The organism is Mycobacteriales bacterium, assembly GCA_035690485.1.
GTDB lineage: Bacteria > Actinomycetota > Actinomycetes > JAFAQI01 > DASSKL01 > DASSKL01.
The window spans coordinates 105,908-128,152 of record DASSKL010000010.1 but is presented as its reverse complement, the minus strand read 5'-3'; the positions used below and the strand labels follow the sequence as shown (position 1 = coordinate 128,152).

At 72.4% G+C, this 22,245-nt stretch carries 24 protein-coding genes; 16 read left to right on the top strand and 8 right to left on the bottom strand.

All coding sequences use genetic code 11. The features are described from left to right. Nucleotides 1-10: 10 nt before the first annotated feature. Nucleotides 11-1,264 carry an acyl-CoA dehydrogenase gene (locus tag VFJ21_02460; protein HET7405985.1) on the bottom strand — a complete coding sequence of 418 codons (1,254 nt, stop codon included), beginning with the start codon at nt 1,262-1,264 and terminating at the stop codon, nt 11-13. Nucleotides 1,265-1,295: 31 nt separating this feature from the next. On the opposite strand from VFJ21_02460, the gene VFJ21_02455 reads away from it, so the two are divergent. The 5 genes from VFJ21_02455 (at nt 1,296) to VFJ21_02435 (ending at nt 4,838) form a co-directional block, all read left to right on the top strand. Then, nucleotides 1,296-2,516 carry a DUF349 domain-containing protein gene (locus VFJ21_02455; GenBank protein ID HET7405984.1) on the top strand — a complete coding sequence of 407 codons (1,221 nt, stop codon included), beginning with the start codon at nt 1,296-1,298 and terminating at the stop codon, nt 2,514-2,516. 1 nt (nt 2,517) lies between these two features. Beyond that, nucleotides 2,518-3,168 (top strand): SOS response-associated peptidase, encoded by a 651-nt coding sequence (locus VFJ21_02450; GenBank protein ID HET7405983.1) that lies wholly within the window; start codon nt 2,518-2,520, stop codon nt 3,166-3,168. A 42-nt stretch (nt 3,169-3,210) separates the two neighbouring features. Further along, nucleotides 3,211-3,636 carry an ATP-binding protein gene (locus tag VFJ21_02445; GenBank protein HET7405982.1) on the top strand — a complete coding sequence of 142 codons (426 nt, stop codon included), beginning with the start codon at nt 3,211-3,213 and terminating at the stop codon, nt 3,634-3,636. A 10-nt stretch (nt 3,637-3,646) separates the two neighbouring features. Continuing rightward, nucleotides 3,647-4,114 carry a hypothetical protein gene (locus tag VFJ21_02440; protein ID HET7405981.1) on the top strand — a complete coding sequence of 156 codons (468 nt, stop codon included), beginning with the start codon at nt 3,647-3,649 and terminating at the stop codon, nt 4,112-4,114. A gap of 61 nt (nt 4,115-4,175) precedes the next feature. Then, nucleotides 4,176-4,838 carry a pyridoxamine 5'-phosphate oxidase family protein gene (locus VFJ21_02435; protein ID HET7405980.1) on the top strand — a complete coding sequence of 221 codons (663 nt, stop codon included), beginning with the start codon at nt 4,176-4,178 and terminating at the stop codon, nt 4,836-4,838. On the opposite strand, the gene VFJ21_02430 is transcribed toward VFJ21_02435, so the two are convergent. Next, nucleotides 4,814-5,950, bottom strand: coding sequence for a serine hydrolase domain-containing protein (locus tag VFJ21_02430; protein ID HET7405979.1), 1,137 nt, complete (start codon nt 5,948-5,950; stop codon nt 4,814-4,816). The genes VFJ21_02435 and VFJ21_02430 overlap by 25 nt on opposite strands. Before the next feature lie 89 nt (nt 5,951-6,039). Here VFJ21_02430 and VFJ21_02425 point away from each other — a divergent pair, with 89 nt between their 5' ends. The 5 genes from VFJ21_02425 to otsB all read left to right on the top strand — a co-directional run bounded on the left by VFJ21_02425 (nt 6,040) and on the right by otsB (nt 10,643). Beyond that, nucleotides 6,040-7,539 (top strand): hypothetical protein, encoded by a 1,500-nt coding sequence (locus tag VFJ21_02425; GenBank protein HET7405978.1) that lies wholly within the window; start codon nt 6,040-6,042, stop codon nt 7,537-7,539. A gap of 14 nt (nt 7,540-7,553) precedes the next feature. Continuing rightward, complete coding sequence (locus tag VFJ21_02420; protein ID HET7405977.1) at nt 7,554-8,804, top strand: Glu/Leu/Phe/Val dehydrogenase; 1,251 nt, start codon at nt 7,554-7,556, stop codon at nt 8,802-8,804. A gap of 115 nt (nt 8,805-8,919) precedes the next feature. Next, a complete protein-coding gene (locus VFJ21_02415; GenBank protein HET7405976.1) occupies nt 8,920-9,207 on the top strand; it encodes a DUF3263 domain-containing protein in 288 nt (95 codons plus the stop codon). A 10-nt stretch (nt 9,208-9,217) separates the two neighbouring features. Continuing rightward, nucleotides 9,218-9,799 carry a LytR C-terminal domain-containing protein gene (locus VFJ21_02410; GenBank protein ID HET7405975.1) on the top strand — a complete coding sequence of 194 codons (582 nt, stop codon included), beginning with the start codon at nt 9,218-9,220 and terminating at the stop codon, nt 9,797-9,799. Between the two features lie 34 nt (nt 9,800-9,833). After that, nucleotides 9,834-10,643, top strand: a complete 810-nt coding sequence (gene otsB / locus VFJ21_02405; protein ID HET7405974.1) for a trehalose-phosphatase — start codon at nt 9,834-9,836, stop codon at nt 10,641-10,643. Between the two features lie 3 nt (nt 10,644-10,646). Here otsB and VFJ21_02400 read toward each other — a convergent pair whose 3' ends face one another. After that, entirely contained in the window at nt 10,647-12,116 is a 1,470-nt protein-coding gene (locus VFJ21_02400; protein HET7405973.1) for a trehalose-6-phosphate synthase, read from the bottom strand. 76 nt (nt 12,117-12,192) lie between these two features. Here VFJ21_02400 and VFJ21_02395 point away from each other — a divergent pair, with 76 nt between their 5' ends. Continuing rightward, nucleotides 12,193-13,170 carry a cation diffusion facilitator family transporter gene (locus tag VFJ21_02395; protein HET7405972.1) on the top strand — a complete coding sequence of 326 codons (978 nt, stop codon included), beginning with the start codon at nt 12,193-12,195 and terminating at the stop codon, nt 13,168-13,170. Between the two features lie 217 nt (nt 13,171-13,387). Further along, nucleotides 13,388-15,016 carry a chaperonin GroEL gene (groL, locus tag VFJ21_02390; protein HET7405971.1) on the top strand — a complete coding sequence of 543 codons (1,629 nt, stop codon included), beginning with the start codon at nt 13,388-13,390 and terminating at the stop codon, nt 15,014-15,016. 77 nt (nt 15,017-15,093) lie between these two features. Here the strand turns inward: groL and VFJ21_02385 are convergent, their stop codons facing one another. Then, nucleotides 15,094-15,474 carry a DUF393 domain-containing protein gene (locus VFJ21_02385; GenBank protein ID HET7405970.1) on the bottom strand — a complete coding sequence of 127 codons (381 nt, stop codon included), beginning with the start codon at nt 15,472-15,474 and terminating at the stop codon, nt 15,094-15,096. 61 nt (nt 15,475-15,535) lie between these two features. On the opposite strand from VFJ21_02385, the gene VFJ21_02380 reads away from it, so the two are divergent. Continuing rightward, on the top strand, nt 15,536-17,179 hold the full coding sequence (locus VFJ21_02380; GenBank protein ID HET7405969.1) for an AMP-binding protein: 1,644 nt from the start codon (nt 15,536-15,538) through the stop codon (nt 17,177-17,179). Here VFJ21_02380 and VFJ21_02375 read toward each other — a convergent pair. Together VFJ21_02375 and VFJ21_02370 are read right to left on the bottom strand one after the other, a co-directional pair. Then, nucleotides 17,112-17,423 (bottom strand): hypothetical protein, encoded by a 312-nt coding sequence (locus VFJ21_02375; GenBank protein ID HET7405968.1) that lies wholly within the window; start codon nt 17,421-17,423, stop codon nt 17,112-17,114. The two genes, VFJ21_02380 and VFJ21_02375, sit on opposite strands and share 68 nt — an antisense overlap. 22 nt (nt 17,424-17,445) lie before the next feature. Continuing rightward, nucleotides 17,446-17,664, bottom strand: a complete 219-nt coding sequence (locus tag VFJ21_02370) for a hypothetical protein (GenBank protein ID HET7405967.1) — start codon at nt 17,662-17,664, stop codon at nt 17,446-17,448. Between the two features lie 142 nt (nt 17,665-17,806). On the opposite strand from VFJ21_02370, the gene VFJ21_02365 reads away from it, so the two are divergent. Then, a complete protein-coding gene (locus VFJ21_02365; protein ID HET7405966.1) occupies nt 17,807-18,193 on the top strand; it encodes a cold shock domain-containing protein in 387 nt (128 codons plus the stop codon). On the opposite strand, the gene VFJ21_02360 is transcribed toward VFJ21_02365, so the two are convergent. Next, nucleotides 18,182-19,537 (bottom strand): MFS transporter, encoded by a 1,356-nt coding sequence (locus tag VFJ21_02360; GenBank protein HET7405965.1) that lies wholly within the window; start codon nt 19,535-19,537, stop codon nt 18,182-18,184. The genes VFJ21_02365 and VFJ21_02360 overlap by 12 nt on opposite strands. A gap of 49 nt (nt 19,538-19,586) precedes the next feature. Between VFJ21_02360 and VFJ21_02355 the strand changes: the two genes are divergently transcribed. Beyond that, a complete protein-coding gene (locus tag VFJ21_02355; protein HET7405964.1) occupies nt 19,587-20,408 on the top strand; it encodes a DUF3027 domain-containing protein in 822 nt (273 codons plus the stop codon). A 19-nt stretch (nt 20,409-20,427) separates the two neighbouring features. On the opposite strand, the gene VFJ21_02350 is transcribed toward VFJ21_02355, so the two are convergent. Continuing rightward, complete coding sequence (locus VFJ21_02350; GenBank protein ID HET7405963.1) at nt 20,428-20,685, bottom strand: DUF2530 domain-containing protein; 258 nt, start codon at nt 20,683-20,685, stop codon at nt 20,428-20,430. Nucleotides 20,686-20,772: 87 nt separating this feature from the next. Between VFJ21_02350 and VFJ21_02345 the strand changes: the two genes are divergently transcribed. Beyond that, nucleotides 20,773-22,218: an NCS2 family permease gene (locus tag VFJ21_02345; GenBank protein HET7405962.1), complete on the top strand. Its 1,446-nt coding sequence runs from the start codon at nt 20,773-20,775 to the stop codon at nt 22,216-22,218. The last annotated feature ends 27 nt before the right edge of the window (nt 22,219-22,245 follow it).

Genomic DNA, 22,245 nt, shown 5'->3' with positions numbered 1-22,245 from the left:
CTTCTCCTCGTCAGCCGCGGGCCGCGGCGATGTCCTTGAACGGTCCGGCGTCGAGCCGCGGCTCCTTCGGCAGGCCGAGGAGCTGCTCGCCGATGATGTTGCGCTGGATCTGCGAGCTGCCGGCGTAGATGGTCGCGGAGCGCGCGTGCATCATCGAGTCGACCCAGGCCAGGGGCGAGTTCGGAGTGCCGAAGTCGGACACCTGCAGCGCGTCGCTGCCGGGACCGGACGGCGCGATGATGTCCTCGCCGATGATCTCCATCGCGAGCTCGGTGTAGCGCTGGAAGAACTCGCTCCAGATGATCTTGCTGATGGCGGCGTCGGCCCCGGGGCGCCCGCCCTTGAGGAAGCGGGTAAGCGCCTGCAGGCCGCGGTAACGCATGACCTCGACCCGGCTGTAGCACCAGGCCAGCTGCTCGCGGATCTTCGGGTCGTCGTTGACGCCGCGCTCCTTGGCCAGCGCCAACAGCCGTTCGACGTCGCCCTTCCACCGGATGGCGTCGGTCGTGACGGCGGCTCCGCGCTCGAAGCCCAGCAGGGTCATCGCGATGACCCAGCCGTTGTTGATCTCGCCGACGACGTTGGCCTTCGGGGTGCGGGCGTCGGTGAAGAAGACCTCGTTGAACATCGCGTATCCGGCGGCGTTGCGGATCGGGCGCACCTCGACCCCGGGCTGGTCCATGGGCACCAGGAAGAACGAGATGCCGCGGTGCTTCGGCGCATCCGGGTCGGTGCGCGCCAGCACGAAGATCCAGTCGGCCAGGTGCCCGGCGGAGGTCCAGATCTTCTGGCCGTTGATGACCCACTCGTCGCCGTCGAGCACCGCGCGGGTGCGCAGGCCGGCGAGGTCGGAGCCCGCGTCGGGCTCGGAGTAGCCCTGGCACCACTTGTCCTCGCCGGACAGGATCCGGGGGAGGTAGTGCTTCTTCTGCTCCTCGGTGCCCCAGACGATCAGCGTGTTGCCGAGCATGCCGATGCCGAAGACGTCGTTCTCGGTGCCCTGCGGCGCCCCGGCCTTGGCGAACTCCTCGGCGACCACGACCTGCTCGATGGGCGACAGGCCGGCCCCGCCGTACTCCTTCGGCCAGTTGACCGCGAGCAGGTGGTTGTCGGCGAGCGTGCGCCGCCAGGAGTGCTCGAACTCCGTCCGCTCCTCCGGCGGCAGCGCCCCGGCGCCCTTCCAGTCCTTCGGCAGGTTGTCGGCCAGGAAGGCCTGGATCCTCTGGCGGAACTCCGTCGCCTCGGGGGGATAGGTCAGATCCATGGCGGCGACCCTACCTGGGACACTCCACGGCATGAGCGCTGAGCAGCCAGGCTCCGTCTCCTCCGCATGGGGGCGGGTCGCCGACGACGGCACCGTCTACTTGCGCACCGAGGACGGCGAGCGCGCGGTCGGCTCGTGGCAGGCCGGGTCGCCCGAGGCGGGGCTCGCGTACTACGAGCGCCGCTACGCCGAGCTCGAGGCGGAGGTCGGCCTGCTCGAGCAGCGCGCCGCCGGTGCTCCGGACGTGCGGGCCGTGCGTGCCGGCGCGCGCAAGCTCCGGGAGGCGCTGCCCACGGCGAGCGCCGTCGGCGACCTCGGCGCGCTCGACCGCCGGCTGGGCGCGGTGCTCGAGTCGGTGGAGAAGCGCGCCGCCGAGCAGCAGGCCGAGCGGGCCGCAGCCAGCGACCGGGCGGAGCAGGCCAAGCGGACCCTGGTCGAGGAGGCCGAGGCGCTGGCGGCGAGCACCGACTGGAAGCGGGCGGGAGACCGGCTGCGCGACATCGTCGGCGAGTGGCGGGAGATCCGCGGCGTCGACCGCAAGGTCGACCAGGAGCTGTGGCGGCGGTTCGCGGCCGCCCGCGATGAGTTCGGCCGGCGCCGCGGGGCGCACTTCGCCACGCTCGACGAGCAGCGCAAGTCGGCGCAGGCGACGAAGGAGCAGCTGGTCGCGCAGGCGGAGTCGCTCGCCGACTCGACCGAGTGGGGGCCGACGTCCGCGCGCTACCGCGAGCTGATGAGCCAGTGGAAGGCCGCCGGCCGCGCCGGAAAGGCCGCCGACGACGCGCTGTGGGCCCGGTTCCGCGCCGCGCAGGACGCCTTCTTCAGCCGCCGCGCCGAGCACTTCGCGGAGCGTGACGCCGAGAGCCGGGCCGGGCTCGAGGTCCGCGAGGCGCTGGTGGTCGAGGCGGAGGCCATCGACACGGCCGATCCGGTGGCGGCGCAGCGGCGGCTTCGCCATATCCATGAGCGTTGGGACAAGGCGCCGCGCGTGCCTCGCGAGGCGCTGACCCCGCTCGACCGGCGGATGTCCGCCGTCGAGGACCGGGTGCGGGCCGCGGCCGACGCGCGCTGGCGCCGGCCCGTCGCCGAGAGCTCGCCGCTGGTCATCCGGCTGCGCGAGTCGGTCACCAAGCTCGAGGGCCGGGTCGCGCGGCTGCGCCGGGAGGGCAAGGAGGCCGAGGCGCGCGAGGCCGAGGCGTCCCTGACCACCCAGCGGGAGTGGCTCGCGCAGGCGGAGAGCGCCGGCAGCTGACGTGTGCGGCCGCTACGTCTCGGCGCGCACGGTTGACCTCATCGCCGAGGAGCTGGGGGTCGCCGACGTCGACGAGGTGCTGCGCGCCGACCACCGGCCCGACTACAACGTCGCGCCGACGGCGACGGTCCCGGCCGTCCTCGGCCGGACGCTGACCGCGGCCACCTGGGGTCTGCCGGTGCAGGTGGGCGACGGCACCCGGCTGGTCATCAACGCCCGGGTGGAGTCGGCGGCGGAGCGGCCTGCCTTCTCCTCGGCGTACGCCGAACGCCGGTGCCTGCTCCCCGCCGACGGCTACTACGAGTGGTCCGGGAGCGGCGCGGCCCGGCAGCCGTGGTTCCTGTCCCCGGCCGACGGCGGGCTCCTCGTGATGGCCGGCCTCTACTTCCGGCGCGGCGACGGTCTGCTGGTCGTGGTGCTCACCGGGCCGGCCACCGGCGAGGCCGCCCGGCTGCACGACCGCACACCGATGGCGGTGCCACCGGAGGGGCGGGAGCGGTGGCTGACCGCGGCCGGGGCGCCGGTCGACACCCTGGTGCCGGCCACGGCGCTGGGACTGGACGTGTGTCCGGTTTCGCCCGCGGTGAACAGCGTCGCGAACAACGGCCCGTACCTCCTCGACCGCCAGCCGGTGCAGTCCCCACTGTTCTGAACGGCCCCGAATGCCGGTCGGCATCCTGGGTAACCCCCCAGCGTGAAAGCCCGTCAGCCGTTTTTCGCGCGCCCGGAAAGTGCCGGCGACGCGAGACGGTTCGTGGCCGAGACCCTGCGAGACTGGGGCCTGCCCGGGCTCGTCGAGCCGGCGACCCTGCTGGTCAGCGAGCTTGTCACCAACGCGCTGCTGCACGCTCGATCGGAGATCGACGTCACGCTGGTCGTCGATCACGACGAGCTTCGCGTCGAGGTGCACGACGCGAGCCGCGCCGTGCCCCGCGCTCGCCGCTACTCTCCCGAGGCGGCCACCGGCCGGGGGCTGCACATGCTCGACTGCGTGGCCACCGACTGGGGCGTGCGCGCGACCGCGAGCGGCAAGGCCATGTGGTTCACGATCTCGACGATGCACCCGTCCGGACTGGAGCAGGAGATGTCCTTCGACTTCGACCACGTCGAGCCGCTGTGAGGGCGGTCGCGTGAGCGCGGGCAGCGACCTCGGGCTCGTCGACGTCCACCTCATCGGGTTCCCGATACCCGTCTTCCAGCGGGCGCAGGAGCACTCCGACGCGCTGATGCGGGAGTTCTCGCTCATCCTCCTGTCCGAGGACCACGACGTGCCCCGGCGGCTGCTCGCCCTCATCGAGGAGCTGGGCGACCAGTACACCCAGATGACCCTCGAGACCGACCGCAAGCGCGACGAGGCGCTCGAGCGAGGCGAGCAGACGGTCGACCTGACCTACCGGGTGCCGGCCGAGGTCGCCCCCGCGGCCCGCCACCTCGGCGAGCTCTTCGACGAGGCCGACGCCTTCTGTCGCTCGGGCGAGCACCTGCTGACGATGGCGAGCACGCCCGAGGTCGTGCGGTTCCGCCGGTGGTTCCTGGACCAGTTCGTGGAGCAGTCCGGGGGCAAGCCGCCGGTGGCCTGGCGCGACTACCGCCTCTAGGAGTGGTGCACCGGGCGGAAAACCGCTCGGCTCACCGGGCTCGGTTGCCTAGGGTTGAGGCATGCCGTCGCGCTCCGTCCCAGCCCCGTTGCGGGTCCGCCGGCTGCCCGAACGGGCGGCCTACGACGAGGCGACGATCGCGCCGATCCTCGACGAGGCACTGGTCTGCCACGTCGCCGTCGTGCGCGAGGGCCGGCCGGTCGTGATCCCCACCCTGCACGCCCGTGACGGCGACCGGCTGCTGCTGCACGGATCGAAGGCCGCCGGCGTCTTCCGTGACCTGCGCCGCGACGACACGGTCTGCGTCACCGTGACGCTGATCGACGGGCTGGTGCTGGCGCGGTCGGCCTTTCACCACTCCGTCAACTACCGCTCGGTCGTCGTCCACGGCCGGGCCGAGGAGATCACCGACCCGGTGGAGAAGACCGCGGCGCTGCGGGTCGTCGTCGAGCACGTCGCGCGCGGCCGTTGGGACGACGTACGCCCGCCGACCGCGGCCGAGTTGCGGGAGACCGGCGTCTGGGCCGTCCCGCTGACCGAGGCGTCGGCGAAGGTGCGCACCGGCGGGCCCAAGGACGACGCCGAGGACCTCGCGCTTCCGGTGTGGGCCGGCGTGCTGCCGCTGCGGCTCGCCAGCGGCGAGCCGCTCGCCGACGGCGGTGACGCGGCGCTCCCGGCGTACGTCGCCGGGTGGAGCCGTCAGCCCGCGGCCAGCCCTGCGTAGGCGGCGAAGACCACGCTGGCTCCTCGCATGTCGCCGACCAGTCCGCTCTCCATGCGGTTCATGACGTAGCAGACCGTCATGCGGGCGTCGAGGTCGATGACGATGATCGATCCGCCGTAACCGCCCCAGAAGCAGGTGCGCGGGTTCGGGCTCAGCGGCAGCTCCTCCGAGTTCAGGCCGTAGCCCATGCCGAAGCGCAGCGGGACGCCGAGCACGAGGTCGGTGCCGTGGATCTGCTCGTCGAAGACGCGCTCGCAGCCGGCCGCGGACAGCAGCCGCACGCCGTCGATCTCGCCCCCGCAGGCCAGCACCGCCTGGATGCGGGCCACCGACCGGGCGTTGCCGTGGCCGTTGGCGGCGGGGATCTCCGCCCGCCGCCAGTCGGTGGTCCAGGCGACCTCGGCGCCGAACGGCGCGCTGGCGAACGTGCGGTGTGCGATGGAGTCCTCGGCGGCTGCGTCGCCCAGGTTGTCGGGCGGCGTGACCAGCCGGGCTACCCGCGCGTCGTGCGCGGCGGGCAGGCCGATGTGGAAGTCGGCGCCCAGCGGCTCGGCGACCTCCTTCGCGAAGAACGTGCCGAGCGACTGCCCGGTGATGCGCCGGACGACCTCGCCGATCAGGAAGCCCTGGGTCACCGCGTGATAGCCCGACGCCGTCCCCGGCTCCCACCACGGCTCCTGGGCGGCGAGCACCGACGTCGCCTTCTCCCAGTCGTAGAGGTCGGTCAGCGTGATGGCCGGCGACCAGCCCGAGAGCCCCGCCGTGTGCGCCATCAGATGCCGGACCTCGACGCCCTCCTTGCCGCCGGCGGCGAACTCCGGCCAGTAGCGGGCGACCGGCGCGTAGAGGTCGAGCTCGCCGCGGTCCGCGAGCATCAGCGCGCAGAGGAACGTCATGGTCTTCGTGGTCGACCAGACGTTGATGATCGTGTCGCGCTCCCAAGGGGCGCCGGTCTCGGCGTCGGCCACGCCGCCCCAGACGTCGACGACCGGCTTGCCGTCGAGCACGACGGACACGCTGGCCCCGACGTCGAGACCCGTGTCGAGGTTGTCGGCCAGCACGTCGCGGACTCCGGTGAACCGCTCGTCGCACGTGCCGTGGATCTCCGCCATCAGGCCCTCCTCGCCGTCGCTGCGGGGCACCCTAGCCACTGGGCCCCACCGGCGCAGGAGAGGAGGCCCGCGACGTCGAACTCACGCGCGTGAACGCCGCCCGGCTCCGCGCGCTCCGGCTGACGGTAGCCGCCCTCGTCCTCGCCACCCCGCTGGCCGCCCGCGCCGCGGACCGCCCCGCTGACGCGCCGGTGCCCGACCCGCTGCCGTCGTACCAGCAGTGCTACGCGCAGGCGCCCGCCCAGGTGTCGAACGTCGCCGCGGCCTGCCGCGGGTTCGAGAAGTTCGGCCAGGACGCCTCGGCGCTGTGCCGGCGGCTGCTGCAGGACGACGCCGCCTGCGTCACGCCGTTCGCGCCGCCGGTCGAGCGCCGCGAGGTGGCGGCCTACCAGAGCACCTGGGTACACCGGGCGCTCGTGCTGCAGCGGGCGCTCGGCGACGACCTGCCGTTCCGAGAGGCCCAGTGGCTGGGCACCCACAACTCGTTCAACGCCGTGCCCGACGGCCCCAACGATCCGCCGCCCGGGCTGTCGCAGCTCGACTCCAACCAGCAGCTGTCGATGGTCGACCAGCTCGACTCGGACATGCGCTCGCTGGAGGTCGACGCCCACTGGGCGCTCGACCCGCACACCGGGCAGGACGAGGTGCGGCTCTGCCACGCGGAGTCGGGCGGCTACGGCTGCACGATCGAGGGCACGCTCGCGCAGGGGCTGGCGCCGGTCGCCGACTGGGTGCAGCGGCACCCGGGCGAGGTCCTGTTCCTCTACGTCGACGACGACCTCCAGAACCACGCCGGTCACGAGGCCGCCGCGCAGGTCGTGGAGCACGCGTTCGGCAGCCTCGTCTACCGCAGCTCCGACGACCCGTCCGCCGGCGACCGCGCCGGGGTCTGCCGCCCGCTCGACCTGGCGCTCACCCGGGCGCAGGTGCTGGCAGCGGGCAAGCGAGTCGTCGTCTGGAGCACCTGCGAGGACGGCGCCACGACCAGCAGCTGGAACGACCTCGTCTTCAACGACGCCGGCAAGTTCGAGCAGACGACGTCGTCGTACGCCGACTTCCCGGCCTGCGACGGCCCGCAGGCGCAGCAGCACTACGGCCGCACGTTCGTCCGCTACTACGAGGACTCGACGTTCGTGTCCGCGCTCGCGACGCCCGACGGGGACCACATCGACGCGCCGATGGCCGCGCACATGGCGCGCTGCGGCGTCAACCTCGTCGGGTTCGACCAGCTGCTCCCGGACGACTCCCGGCTCGCGGGCTCGATCTGGTCGTGGGCGCAGGACGAGCCGAGCGCCGCCGGTGCCTGCGCCGTCGCCCGGGCTTCCGACGGGAGGTTCGTGGCGGTGCCCTGCAGCGGCCGGCACGCCGTCGCCTGCCGGTCCGGCAGTGGGTGGACCGTCCTCGCCCCCGCGGTGGCGGTGGCGGCGGCGGCCGGCCGGTGCGGCGCGTCGGCAGGAGCCTTCGCGGTGCCGCGGTCCGGCCGCGAGGGCGCGCTGCTCCAGGCGGCCCTGCAGCGGGCCGGCGCGACCGACGCGTGGATCGCCTACACCGACACGAACGGCGGTTGGGCTCCACACGACGGTCGCTGACCTACGCTGCCCGCGTGGTCGCGGAGTCGGCGTGGGAGTCGGCGCAGATCCAGCTCGCGGATGCTGCCCGGCAGCTCGGCCTGGACGACGGGCTGCACGCCGTGCTGGCGACGCCCCGCCGTGAGCTGACCGTCAGCGTGCCGCTGCGGCGTGACGACGGGCACGTCGAGGTGGTGCGCGGCTACCGCGTGCAGCACAACTTCTCCCGCGGGCCGGCCAAGGGCGGCGTGCGCTACCACCCGGCGACCGACCTCGACGAGGTCCGCGCGCTCGCGATGTGGATGACGTGGAAGTGCGCGCTGATCGGCGTGCCCTACGGCGGTGCCAAGGGCGGCGTCACCATCGACCCGCGCGACTACTCGCAGACCGAGCTCGAGCGGGTGACCCGCCGCTACACCAGCGAGATCTTGCCGCTCATCGGTCCGGCGGTGGATATCCCGGCACCCGACGTCGGCACCGACGAGCAGACGATGGCCTGGATGATGGACACCTACTCCGTCAACGTCGGCCACACGGTCACGGCGGTGGTGACCGGCAAGCCCGTCTCGGTCGGCGGCTCGCTCGGCCGGGGCAGCGCGACCAGCCGGGGATTGGTGTTCACGACCTGCGCCGCGCTCGCCGGTCATGGCGTCGATTCGGACGGAATGACCGTCGCGGTGCAGGGCTTCGGCAAGGTCGGCGGGCTGGCCGCCGTCTTCCTCCGCGACGCCGGGTTCCGGGTCGTCGCCGTCTCCGACGTCGAGGGCGGCATCTACAACCCGGCGGGCCTCGACACCGCGGCCATCCTGGCGCACGTCCGCGAGGGCGGTCGGACGGTCGTGGGCTATCCCGGCACGGAGCCGATCACCAACGACGAGCTGCTCGCGCTGGACGTCGACGTTCTGATGCCGGCCGCGCTCAACGGCGTGATCCACTCCGGCAACGCCGCCGACGTCCGCGCGCGCTTCGTGGTCGAGGGGGCCAACGGACCGACGACGCCGGCCGCCGACAAGGTGCTCGCCGACAAGGGGATCGTCGTCGTGCCCGACGTGCTCGCCAACGCCGGCGGCGTCGCCGTCTCCTACTTCGAGTGGGTCCAGGACCAGCAGTCCTACTGGTGGTCCGAGGGCGAGGTCAACGACCGGTTGCAGGACATCATGCAGCGCGCCTACGCCGAGGTGGCCTCCCTCGCCGCCGAACGACGCCTGTCCCTGCGCACCGCGGCGCAGGTCATCGCGGTCGGGCGGGTCGCCGAAGCGCACCGGATTCGCGGCCTTTATCCCTGACCGGCGAGGTCGGCGCCGGCAGTGGACCGCGCCGGGGACCGGCAAAGCCTGGGTTTCGTCGGACGTCCGTGTCAGAATGACAAGCGTGTCATTCAGCGCGCACGAAGGAGGGCTCATGGACGTCGCCGAGGCTGCGGACACCCCTACCGGCGGGCGGCTGTCGGAGCGCGACCAGGAGATCCTCGCGTTCGAGCGGCAGTGGTGGAAGTACGCCGGAGCCAAGGAGCAGGCCGTCCGCGACCTTTTCGACATGTCGGCCACCCGCTACTACCAGGTGCTCAACGCGTTGATCGACCGGCCGGCGGCGCTGGAGTTCGACCCGATGCTCGTCAAGCGGCTGCGCCGGTTGCGCGCCGCGCGCCAGCGCGCCCGCTCGGCGCGGCGGCTGGGCCTCGAGGCCTGACCCCCTGCCCGTGAGCGGGTCGCACCGCGCGCGCTGGACGCTGCGCGCGTTGCTCCGGTCGGCGATCGGACCGGTGACCGCACTCGTCGCGGTCGGCGCCTTCATCGGCGTGCTCGTCCTGCTCAACGGCAAGCCCGACCTCGGCGGCAGCGGTCCCGCGGTGCAGCCGCCCTCGACCTCGCTGGCCGAGGGTGTCGACAGCCCGTCGCCGTCGGCCGCGCCGACCTCGCGGCCCTCCGTCCGCACGCCGAGCGCCGCCCCGACCGCCGCGGTTTCTCCCACTGCGACGACGCCTGCTCCGGCATCCGCGGGGCCGCTGCGCGCGCCGCTGACCGTTCTCAACAACTCGACCGAGTCCGGGCTCGCGGCCGACGCGGCAGCGCGGTTCCGGGCCGGTGGCTGGACCGTCGCGACGGTCGGCAACTTCACCGGCCGCATCCCCGAGACCACCGTCTACTACGACCCGGGCCAGGAGCCGGTCGCCCGAGCGCTGGCCGCGCAGTTCCCCGCGATCGCCCGCGTACTGCCCCGGTTCGCCGGCCTGCCCGGGGCCGGCCTCACGGTCGTGGTCACCCGCGAGTTCCCGCGATAGCGCTGCCCGGCAGCCGGGTAGCGTCGCCCGGGTGATGCTCCCCGAGCCCGCCACGCCCGCCGGTCGCTCCGGCCTCACGGCGCTGCTCGCCGAGCCCGCCCGTGGGGTCGTCGCGGTCGACTTCGACGGGACCCTCGCGCCGATCGTCCCCCGCCCCGAGGACGCTCGCCCCGCCGACGGCGCGATCGACGCGCTGCGGGTGCTCGCGCACCGGGTCGGCACCGTCGCCGTCGTCACCGGCCGACCCGCCGAGGTCGTCGTCGAGCTCGGCGGGCTGCGCGACGTGGCGCGGCTCGTCGTGCTGGGCCACTACGGGCTGCAGCGCTGGGCCGACGGTGCGCTGACCGGGCCGCCGCCGGCGCCCGGCGTGCAGGTCGCCCGAGACCGGCTGCCCGACCTCCTCGTCGCCGCACCGGCGGGCGTCACGGTCGAGGACAAGCACCACTCGCTCGTCGTACACACCAGGCAGGCCCTCGACCCGGCCGGAGCGTTGGCGCGGCTGCGGCAGCCGCTCGCCCGGCTCGCCACCGACTGCGGCCTCGAGCTGGTCCCCGGGCGTTTCGTGCTCGAGCTGCGCCCACCGGGGATCGACAAGGGCGGGGCGCTGCGCGCGCTCGTCGAGGAGCGGGCGGCCGCCGCGGTGGTCTTCGTCGGCGACGACCTTGGAGACCTGCCGGCCTACGACGCGATCGAGGCGCTGCGCCGTGACGGCGTCCCCGGGGTGACCGTGTGCAGCTCCTCCGAGGAGGTCGAGGCGCTGCGCGAGCGGGCCGACCTGGTGCTCGACGGCCCTGCCGCCGTCGTGCAGTTCCTACTCGCGCTGGCCGCCGCCATCGGCGACTGAGGCTCAGGCGTCGAGTCCGGCGAGCTGGTCGGCGATCCACTGCCGCGGCGGCGTCGCGCAGGCCGCGGCGGCGAGCCGGTCGCACCGCCGCGCCCGCTCGTCCTCGGGCATCGAGAGCGCCTCGTGCATCGCGGCGGCGGTGGCCGACACGTCGTAGGGGTTGACGACGAGCGCATCCTCGCCGAGCACGTCGGCCGCGCCGGCCTCCCGCGAGAGCACCAGCGCCATGCCGCGGTCGGAGAGGACCGGTCCCTCCTTGGCCACGAGGTTCATGCCGTCGCGGATCGGGTTGACCACCAGGGCGTCGGCGTTGCGGTATGCCGCGAGCGACCGGGCGAAGTCGTCGTTGACCTCGAGCAGCACCGGCGCCCACGAGGGCGTGCCGAACTCGTCCTCGATCTCCTGCGCGACCCGCAGGACCCGCGCGGTGTACTCCCGGTAGACCGGCAGGTCGTGCCGGGACGGGTAGGCGAAGACGGCGTGCACCACGCGCCCGCACCACGACGGCTCGGTGCGCAGCAGCTCGCGGTAGGCCTCGAGTCCGCGCACGATGTTCTTCGACAACTCCGTCCGGTCGATGCGCAGCAGGAGCCGCCGGTCGCCGACCTGCTCGGCCAGCGTGTGGCAGCGATCCTCGACGTCGGGCTGCGCCGCCCGCGCCCGCAGCCCGGCCGCGTCGATCCCGAGCGGGTGCACGCGCACCGCCGTCGTACGCCCGTCGTGCGTCACCGTGCCGGCCGCCCGGTCGACGCGCGCGCCGAGCACCGCCTCGCAGCAGGCGACGAACGCGGCGGCCCACCGCGGGGACAGGAAGCCTGCCGACGTACCGCCGAGGATCCCTTGCAGCACCTCGGCGGCGACCCGGTCGGGCAGCAGGGAGAAGTAGCCGGGATCCGCCCACGGCGTGTGCATGAAGTGCGCGATGCGGACGTCCGGGCGGCGCTCGCGCAGCATCGCCGGCACCAGCGTCAGGTGGTAGTCCTGCACGAGCACCTTGCCGCCCGGGGCGGCGTCCTGCGCGAGCGCGTCGGCGAACGCCGCGTTGTAGTCGACGTAGCTCTGCCACTCCCGCGTGAACCGCGCGTCGAACGACGGCGACAGCGCCGGGTCGAACAGCAGGTGGTTGACGAACCAGAGCGTGGAGTTGGCGACTGCGTTGTAGGCGCGGTGGAATGTCGTCTCGTCGATGTCGAGCATGCGTACGCCGGTGCCGCCGGTCTCGTGACCGGCCAGGTCGAGCCGGCCGCCGGGCGCCTGCCGGGCCGCGTGCCGGTCGGCGCTGCCGAGCGCCGCGCAGACCCACAGCAGTGCATCGCCCTCGACCGCGCCGCTGAGTCCGGAGACCAGGCCACCGGCGGCGTGCCGCAAGGTGGTGCGGCCGTCCTCGCCCGTGACGAACGACAGCGGGCCTCGGTTGGACGCGACCACGATCGGTGCCTGCGTCGAGGACCGCGGCCCGGGCTGCCCTGGCACGACCGGGGATCGTACCGGGTTGCCGGCGACGCCCCGTCGGGTAGGAGCCGTGCGGACCCTGCGGAAGGACCGGACCGTGCCCCCGGAGAAGACCGCCAGCCAGAGCACCCGCACGGTGCTGATCGCGCTCGGCGCCAACGCGCTGATCGCCGCGGTCAAGTTCGTGGCCGCCCTGCTGACCGGTTCGTCGGCGCTGTTCGCCGAGGGCGTCCACTCGGTCGCCGACACCCTCAACGAAGGCTTTCTGCTGACCTCGTTGAAGAAGAGCAGCCGGCCGGCCGACGCCCGCCACCCGTTCGGCTACGGCAAGGAACGCTTCTTCTGGTCGCTGCTCGCGGCGGTCGGCATCTTCGTCGCCGGCGCCGGGTTCTCGACGATCGAGGCCTACCAGGCATTCACGGGTCACGAGACCGTGGGCGGCCACTACTTCCTCATCGCCTACGTCGCGCTCGCGATCGCCGGCGCCGCGGAGGGGACCTCGTGGGCGCGCGCCGTACGCCAGGTCCGCGCCGAGGCACGAAAAGCCGGCCGTACGCCGCTGGAGCACGTGCGCAAGTCCAGTGATCCCAGTGTGAAGACGGTCGCCAGCGAGGACACCGCCGCGCTGGTCGGCATCCTCTTCGCCTTCGGTGGCATCGCGTTGCACCAGGCGACCGGCCAGGGCTGGTGGGAAGGCGTCGCGGCGGCCCTGATCGCGCTGCTGCTCGTGGTGACGGCATACCTGCTCGGCCACGACGTCAAGGACATGCTGATCGGCGAGGCCGTGGAGCCCGAACTGCGCGACGAGCTGGAGGAGTTCCTCACCCGGTACGACGGTGTCGACGAGGTCGTCGACCTACTGACGATGCGGATGGGTGCTGACCAGGTGCTGCTGGCCGCGCGGATCGACCTCGACCAGGGCCTCGACTCCGACCGGGTCGAGGAGATCAGCACCTGCATCGACCACGAGATCAACGAGCGCTGGCCGCGCATCACGCAGGTGTTCCTCGACGCCACTCGATCGGACGAACGGGTGCCGCGGGTCGGCCTCGGGGGGCGCGTCAGCGGGAGCTGAGGCCAGGCTTTCGGCTACCCCCGGCGGCCCTCCGCCCCGCCTTGCACTCTCGGCGGGTGAGTGCTAAACATGGATTAGCACTCGCAAGCCAAGAGTGACAGACCGGGGCCGGTGAGGCCTCTCGGGCGGGGCGTCCACCTGACGATCCGGCCCAGCGGCCTGCCGTCGCGGGCGCCGTTCTCCGGTCACTGCATCCGGACAGCGGGAGGAAGTTCGCATGGCGAAGATCATCTCCTTCAACGAGGAGGCCCGGCGCGGCCTCGAGCGTGGCATGAACACGCTGGCCGACGCCGTCAAGGTGACGCTGGGCCCCAAGGGCCGCAACGTCGTCCTGGACAAGAAGTGGGGCGCACCCACCATCACCAATGACGGCGTGAGCATCGCCAAGGAGATCGAGCTCGAGGACCCCTGGGAAAAGATCGGGGCCGAGCTCGTCAAGGAAGTTGCCAAGAAGACCAACGACGTCGCCGGTGACGGCACCACCACCGCGACCATCCTCGCCCAGGCACTGGTCCGCGAGGGCCTGCGCAACGTCGCCGCCGGCGCCAACCCGATGTCGCTGAAGCGCGGCATCGAGGCCGCGGTCGAGCGCGTCAGCGAGGACCTGTCCAAGCAGGCCAAGGACGTCGAGACCAAGGAGCAGATCGCCTCCACGGCCTCGATCTCGGCCGGCGACCCCGCCATCGGCGAGATGATCGCCGAGGCGATGGACAAGGTCGGCAAGGAAGGCGTCATCACCGTCGAGGAGAGCAACACCTTCGGTCTCGAGCTCGAGCTCGTCGAGGGCATGCGCTTCGACAAGGGCTACATCTCGCCCTACTTCGTGACCGACGCCGAGCGCATGGAGGCCGTCCTCGACGACCCCTACGTGCTGCTCATCAACGGCAAGGTCAGCGCGGTCAAGGACCTGCTGCCCGTGCTCGAGAAGGTCATGCAGGGCGGCAAGCCGCTCGTCATCATCGCCGAGGACGTCGAGGGCGAGGCCCTCGCGACGCTGGTCGTCAACAAGATCCGCGGCACGTTCAAGTCGGTCGCCGTCAAGGCTCCCGGCTTCGGCGACCGCCGCAAGGCGATGCTGCAGGACATGGCGATCCTGACCGGCGGCCAGGTCATCAGCGAGGAGGTCGGCCTCAAGCTCGAGAACGCCACCCTCGACCTGCTCGGCCGGGCTCGCAAGATCGTCGTCACCAAGGACGAGACGACGATGGTCGAGGGCGCCGGTGACCCGGAGCAGATCGCCGGCCGGGTCAACCAGATCAAGGCCGAGATCGAGAAGAGCGACTCCGACTACGACCGCGAGAAGCTGCAGGAGCGGCTGGCCAAGTTGGCCGGCGGCGTCGCGGTCATCAAGGTCGGCGCGGCCACCGAGGTGGAGCTCAAGGAGAAGAAGCACCGCATCGAGGACGCCGTCTCCAACGCGAAGGCTGCGGTCGAGGAGGGCATCGTCGCCGGTGGCGGCGTGGCTCTGCTGCACGCCAGCAACACCGCGTTCGAGAAGCTCGACCTCGAGGGCGACGAGCTGACCGGCGCCAAGATCGTCCAGCTCGCGCTGGAGGCGCCGCTCAAGCAGATCGCGGTCAACGCCGGTCTCGAGGGCGGCGTCGTGGTCGAGCGGGTGCGCGGCCTGGAGGTCGGCAACGGCCTCAACGCCGCGACCGGTGAGTACGTCGACATGATCAAGACCGGGATCATCGACCCGGCCAAGGTCACCCGCTCGGCGCTGCAGAATGCCGCGTCGATCGCGGCGCTGTTCCTCACCACCGAGGCGGTCATCGCCGACAAGCCGGAGAAGGCCGCACCGGCCATGCCCGGCGCCGGCGGTGGCATGGGCGACATGGACTTCTGACAGTCCTCCTTCACGACAGGGGCGGTCCCGCTGCGGCGGGGCCGCCCCTCGTCATGAGCAGGCGTGCCGGTCGGGCCTCAGGCGGCGTCGTCGCGTCGCGGTACGGCGCACGCGGGAGTGCCCCCGGGCAGCGAGCTGCGGTGGTCGGCCACCCATCGGTAGACGGCGTTCCACAGCGGGTCGAGCACCTGGCGTCGCAGCGGCCAGGCCAGCAACCGCCACGGTCCGCCGCAGTCGTGCAGCAACGCGGCCACCGCGTGGTGACCCGCGTAGACGGCGCCGGAGGCGTCGACGTACTGCACCGCGGCCGAACACTCCTCCGCCGACAGCGAGAACCGCGCGAGGTCGAGATCCTGGTAGGCCGCGATGCGGGCCCGGGTGGGCAGCCGGGCGGCGGCGCGGGCCGAGGTCGTGCAGAAGCCGCAGTCGCCGTCGAAGATCAGGGTGGGCTCGGCCACCTGTACAGGCTACGGCGGCCGGCGGCTGGCGCCCAGCGTGCGCCCGCGCCACGATGCAGCCATGGCCCCTCTGTCCTACGCATCCGGCACGTCCACGACCCCGCTGCTCGGCGAGACGATCGGCGACAACCTCGCGCGCATCGTCGAGCGGTCCGGCGACCGCGACGCCCTCGTCGTACGCCACCAGGACGTGCGGTGGACGTATCGCGAGCTCGACGAGCGCGTCGACGACGTCGCCCGCGGGCTGCTCGCCGCCGGCATCGAGAAGGGGGACCGGGTCGGCATCTGGGCGCCGAACTGCGCGGAGTGGGTCCTGGTGCAGTACGCCACGGCGAAGATCGGCGCGATCCTGGTCAACATCAACCCGGCCTACCGCACGCACGAGCTGGCCTATGCGCTGAGGCAGTCGGGGATCCGGTTGCTGGTCAGCGCCACGGAGTTCAAGACCAGCGACTACGTCGCGATGATCGAGTCGGTGCGGGCGGACGCGCCGGCGCTCGAGCAGACGGTGTTCCTCGGCACCGGGTCGTGGGACGCGCTGCTGACGGCCGGGCAGGCGGTCCCGGCCGGCGCGGTGAGGCAGCGGATGGCGACGCTGGCCTTCGACGACCCGATCAACATCCAGTACACGTCGGGCACCACCGGCTACCCGAAGGGCGCGACGCTGTCGCACCACAACATCCTCAACAACGGCTTCTTCACCGGTGAGATGTGCGGCTACAGCGAGGCCGACCGGATCTGCATCCCGGTGCCCTTCTACCACTGCTTCGGCATGGTGCTGGGCAACCTCGCGGCCACCACCCACGGCGCGTGCATGGTGGTGCCGGCGCCGGCGTTCGAGCCGGTCGCAACGCTGGCCGCGGTGCAGGAGGAGCGCTGCACGTCGCTGTACGGCGTACCGACGATGTTCATCGCCGAGCTGGCGCTGCCGGACTTCGGCTCCTACGACCTCACGTCGCTGCGCACCGGCATCATGGCCGGCTCCCCGTGCCCGGTCGAGGTCATGAAGCGCGCCGTCTCCGACATGCACATGGCGGAGGTCACGATCGCCTACGGCATGACCGAGACCTCGCCGGTGTCGACGCAGACGCGCGCCGACGACGACCTCGAGCGGCGGGTGTCGACCGTCGGGCGGGTGCACCCCCACGTCGAGGTGAAGATCGTCGACCCGGACAGCGGGCGGCCGACGCCGATCGGCGAGCCGGGGGAGCTGTGCACCCGCGGTTACTCGGTGATGCTCGGCTACTGGGACGACCCGGAGCGCACCGGCGAGGCGATCGACGCCGGGCGCTGGATGCACACCGGCGATCTGGCGACGATCGACGCGGAGGGCTACGTCAACATCGTGGGGCGCATCAAGGACATGGTCATCCGGGGCGGCGAGAACGTCTACCCGCGCGAGATCGAGGAGTTCCTCTACACCCACCCGGCGATCGCCGACGTACAGGTGATCGGCGTCCCGGACGAGCGTTACGGCGAGGAGCTGTGCGCCTGGGTGACGCTGAAGGAGGGCCAGTCGGTCACCGACGAGGAGGTGCGGGAGCACTGCCGCGGGCGGCTCGCGCACTACAAGGTGCCGCGCTACGTCCTGTTCGTCGACGAGTTCCCGATGACGGTGACCGGCAAGATCCAGAAGTTCAAGATGCGGGAGGAGTCGGTGCGCCGTCTCGGCCTCGAAGCCGCGGCCGCGCAGCGTCACGCATAGCCGGCCACATCAGCAGGGCGGCGCCGATGGGCAGCAGGAACGCCGTCGAGGCCAACCACAGCGGTTCGCCGCCCAGCGGGTAGAAGAACGGGCCGAACGCGCAGATCAGCGCGCCGAGCCCGACTGCCGCGAAAACCACGCCGAGCACGGACCGGAGGTCTGCGCCGGCCGGCGGTGCGCCAGGAGGCTTGCCCGCCGCGAGCGCGGCGTCGTCGTCACGCGCCACGGCGGCCTCGTCGGTCACCGGGTCAGGCTAAGCGCCGGGGTCAGGGGGTGCGGCCCTCGCCCTTCTGCCGGGCGCCGCGCTCGAGCATCTCGTCGTAGGCCTCGCCGGTCTCCTTCGACGCGGTCAGCCCGTCGGCCGCGGCCATGTCCTGCTCGTCCTGGGGCCCGCCGTCACGGCCGGGCACCGTGCCCGATACGGCTTCGTGATCGGCGCCCACTGCCTCGTCGACACTCCGACGGTCCTTCGGCTGGTCGTTCACCGGACGCCCCTTTCCTCGACGATCGGGCTCCTAGCGCTCACCTGCCCGCGCTCCACGGCGCCATAACCGGATTGGGTGCGGCGCCTGTCGGCGGCTACGCTGGGCGTTTGCTCTCCGGTCCGACGAGTCACCGAGGTCAGGCGTGCCCAGCGGCAAGGTCAAGTGGTACGACGCGGAGAAGGGCTTCGGCTTCCTCACCCGCGACGACGGCGGTGACGTCTACGTGCACTCGTCCGCGTTGCCGACCGGCGTGGAGTCGTTGCGCGGTGGTCAGCGCGTGGAGTTCGGCGTCGCCGAGGGCCGCCGCGGCGAGCAGGCGCTGTCGGTGCGGGTGCTCGACCCGTTGCCCTCGCTCGCCGCTGCGACGCGCCGTCCGGCCGACGAGTTGCACGGCATGATCGAGGACATGATCAAGGTACTCGAGGCCCGCGTGCAGCCGGCGCTGCGCAAGGGCCGCTACCCGGACCGGCAGGCCGCCCGCAAGGTCGCCGAGGTCGTCCACGCCGTCGCGCGGGAGCTAGAGGCCTGACGGCCGGCTCGTCAGCGCCCTGCGTGCAGGCCGTCGCCGGAAGTGCCGCAACGCGCCGACCAGCGCGAGCACCATCCCGACGCTCGCCAGCGCGAAGCCCGCGGTGCCCTGTGACGGCAGGGCGATCGCGATGCCGCCGCCGAGCACCCAGGCCAGCTGCAACACGGTGTCGGAGCGGGCGAACGTCGAGGTCCGGACATCCTCCTCGACGCGTTCCTGGATCGTCGCGTCGAGGGAGAGCTTCGACAGTGACTGGCCGGCGCCGTTCACCACCGACAGCACGAGCACGGTGACCAGTCCGGTCGACAGCGCCGCGATCAGGCAGGCGGCCGTCGACGTCGCGACGACGATGGTCGAGACCAGCAACGGGGCGCCGAGCTGCATGCGCGCGCCCAGCGCGGTGCCGGCAAGCCCGCCGCCCGTGAGAGCGATCGCGAACAGGCCGAGGGTGAGCTTGTCGCCGATGCCCGACAGGCCGCCGTCGCGGGCGAGGAACGCCACGAAGAGGATCACGAAACCGTTGAGTGCCCGCAGCGCGGCAGCGGAGCGCAGGACGCCGGAAACTGCCGGCCCGACGGTGCGGGGGCTGGGCAGCAGCCGCCCGAAGCCCGGCCACAGCGGTCTGCGGGCCAGCTGGGCCTCGCCGACGCGGGAGTTGACCTTCGAGGGCACCCGCAGCGCGACGAAGCCGGCGAAGAGGAAGACCAGCATCGCCAGTCGCAGGCCCCATGCCCCGCTGAGCGCCCAGACGACGCCCGCGCCGAGCGGAGCGGCGACGGCCGCGGCGATCGAGCCGGCCAGCGACAGCTTGGCGTTGGCCTGCACGAGCGTCGCGCCGGCGGGAAGCACGCGAGGCACGGCCGCGCTGCGACTGATGCCGTAGGCGCGGGAGAGCACGAGGATCCCGAACGCTGCCGGATAGAGCGCCAGCGGCGTGGAGGTGGCGAGCGCCCGGGCGATGAAGTAGGCGAGCACCGCGCGGCCGAACATCGTGGCCGCCATGGCGTAGCGACGGCCGTGCCGGAACCGGTCGAGCACCGGCCCGACCACGGGCGCCACCAGCGCGAACGGCGCCATCGTGATCAGCAGGTAGAGCGCGACCCGTCCCCGCGCCTCACCGGTGGGCACGCTGAAGAACAGCGTGCCGGCCAGGCCGACGGCGATGAGTGCGTCGCCGGCCGAGTGGACCGCGTGCAGCTCGATCAGCTTGTCGAGGCCGCTCTCCGCCGCCCCGCCGGAGCGGATCGCGGCCCGCACCCGAGCCGCCCCGCGCGAGGCGCCCCGGGCCGCCGACCGGGCCGCGTGCCGGTGCGGCGACTCGGTCTGGGCGCCGGGCGACTCCATGGCGGGGATCCGTCCCTCTCTGCTGGTGCGGTAAGAGACACTCTCTCTCGTGACCACACCGACGCGCACCAGATCGGCCGCAGCCGACGCGGCGTGCCGCGACGCGGTCGACCTCGCGCGCGCGGCCGCCGAGGCGGACGCCGGCTGCGACGAGGTCGGTGACTACCTCGGCAGCAGCGTCGACGGCGAGCGCGTGGTGACGCACTACTTCGCGAACCGCAACGGTGCCTACCGCGGCTGGCGCTGGGCCGTCAGCGTCATGCGCGCCGCGCGGGGCCGCACGGTCACGGTCGCCGAGGTGGTGCTCCTCCCCGGCGACGACGCGCTGCTCGCGCCCGCGTGGGTGCCGTGGAGCGACCGGCTGCGCCCCGGCGACCTGGGTGTCGGCGATCTCCTGCCGACGCCGGCCGACGACGAGCGGCTCACGCCGATGCTGTTCTCCTCCGAGGACCGGGCCGAGCAGGAGGTCGCGTTCGAGGTCGGCCTGGGCCGCGTGCGGGTGCTGTCCTTCGAGGGCCGCACCGAGGCGGTCGAGCGGTGGTACGCCGGGGACCACGGTCCCGAGGCGCCGATCGCCCGGGCCGCACCTTCGGACTGCGCGACCTGTGGGTTCTTCGTGCCGTTGAGCGGGGCGCTACGGCAGGCATTCGGGGTGTGTGCCAACGCGTTCGCGGCCGACGACGGGCGCGTCGTCTCGGTCGACCACGGCTGCGGGGCACACTCCGAGGCTGTCAGCATGCCGGCCACGCACGACCGCGACCAGCCGCTCGTCGACGACTTCGCCTACGACGTCGTGCCGGTCGTCGTGCCCGAGCACTCGCACGGCTCGGTCAGCGACGCCGACAGCAGCGAACCTCTGGGCCACTCGTGACCGCCGGCGAAGGCGAGGGTCAGCGCCTCGCGCGCTGAGATCTGCGCCAGAGGAAATACAGCCCGTAGAAGCCGAGGACGAACCCGGCGACGCAGGTCCAGATCCACCACATCGCGATGTGGGCCGCGCCCGACACCCGCAGCCCGTAGAGCACGCCGATCGCGACCAGCCACAGCGCCATCCCGACCGCGATCGTGGCGAGGTCGTTGGTCTGCAACGGCTGCACGCCGGGCCGCGACGCCTCCGGTCGCTGCGCGGTCTCGGTCGGTTGCGTCATACCGCCAGCGTACGGCGGGACGCATCTGGCACTCTTGCTGCGCCCGTTTCCGCTCTTCCCCCCGCCCGCCTGGAGTGTCACTCCGTCATGTCCACGTCCACGGAAGCACCGATCGACCCGACGCCGCTGTCGCGCCGACCGACGAACCCGGTCGACCGGTTCTTCCAGATCAGTGAGCGCGGGTCCACCGTGCAGCGCGAGATGCGTGGTGGCCTCGCGACCTTCTGGACGATGGCCTACATCGTCGTCCTCAACCCGATCATCCTGGCCGGCGCGACCGACAAGTTCGGCCACCACCTGTCGGTGCCCCAGCTCGTCACCGTCACCGCCCTGGCCGCCGCCATCATGACGCTGATCATGGGCGTCGGCGGCAATCTGCCGCTCGCCATCGCCGCGGGCCTCGGGCTCAACGGGGTGGTGGCCTTCCAGCTGGCCCCGACGATGTCGTGGTCGAGCGCCATGGGCCTCGTCGTCCTCGAAGGCCTCGGCATCGTCGTGCTGGTCGTCACCGGCCTCCGGCAGGCGATCATGGACGCCATCCCGATGGACCTCAAGCACGCGATCAGCGTGGGCATCGGCCTGTTCATCGCGTTCATCGGCCTGGTCGACGCGGGCTTCGTCACGCCGGCGCAGGGGACCCCGGTGCAGATGGGCCAGGGCGGCCACCTCAGCGGCTGGCCGGTCCTCGTCTTCGTGATCGGCATGCTGCTGACGTTCGTCCTGCTTGTCCGCCGGGTGCCGGGCGCCATCCTGATCAGCATCATCGTCTCGACGGCGCTGGCGATCGTGATCAACGCGGTGGCCGACATCCCGTCGAAGTCGTGGGGCCTCATCGTCCCAGCGCTGCCGAAGGACCCGGTCTCCTCACCCGACTTCGGCCTGATCGGCCACTTCGACGTCGCCGGGGCATGGTCGCAGGCCGGTGCCGTGACCGCGCTGGTCTTCATGTTCACGCTGATCCTGTCGGACTTCTTCGACGCGATGGGCACGATCGTCGGCATCTCGGCCCAGGCCGGTCTCCTCGACGAGCGCGGCCGCCCGCCGCGCATCGGCCGGGTGCTGTTCATCGACGGCCTCGCGGCGGTCGCGGGCGGGTCGTTCTCGGCATCGTCCAACACCGCGTTCATCGAGTCGTCGGCGGGCGTCGGCGAGGGCGCGCGCACCGGCTTCGCGAACCTGGTCACCGCGGCGCTGTTCGCGGGCGTGCTGTTCCTGACGCCGCTGGCGACGATCGTGCCGCAGCAGGCGGCGACCCCCGCGCTGGTGGCCGTCGGGTTCATGATGATGACCCAGGTGCGGCACATCGACTGGACGCGGTGGGAGCTCGCTTTCCCGGCGTTCTTCACGATCGTGCTGATGCCGTTCACCTACTCGATCACCAACGGCATCGGCGCGGGCTTCATCACCTACGTGCTGATCAAGACGGCCCGCGGCCAGTGGCGCGAGCCGGGGATCCTGCTCTGGATCGTGTCGCTGTTCTTCGCGGCGTACTTCGCCATCGGCCCGATCGAGCAGGCACTCGGGGTGAAGTGAAAACTCACTAGTCGTTAGCAAGGCTAC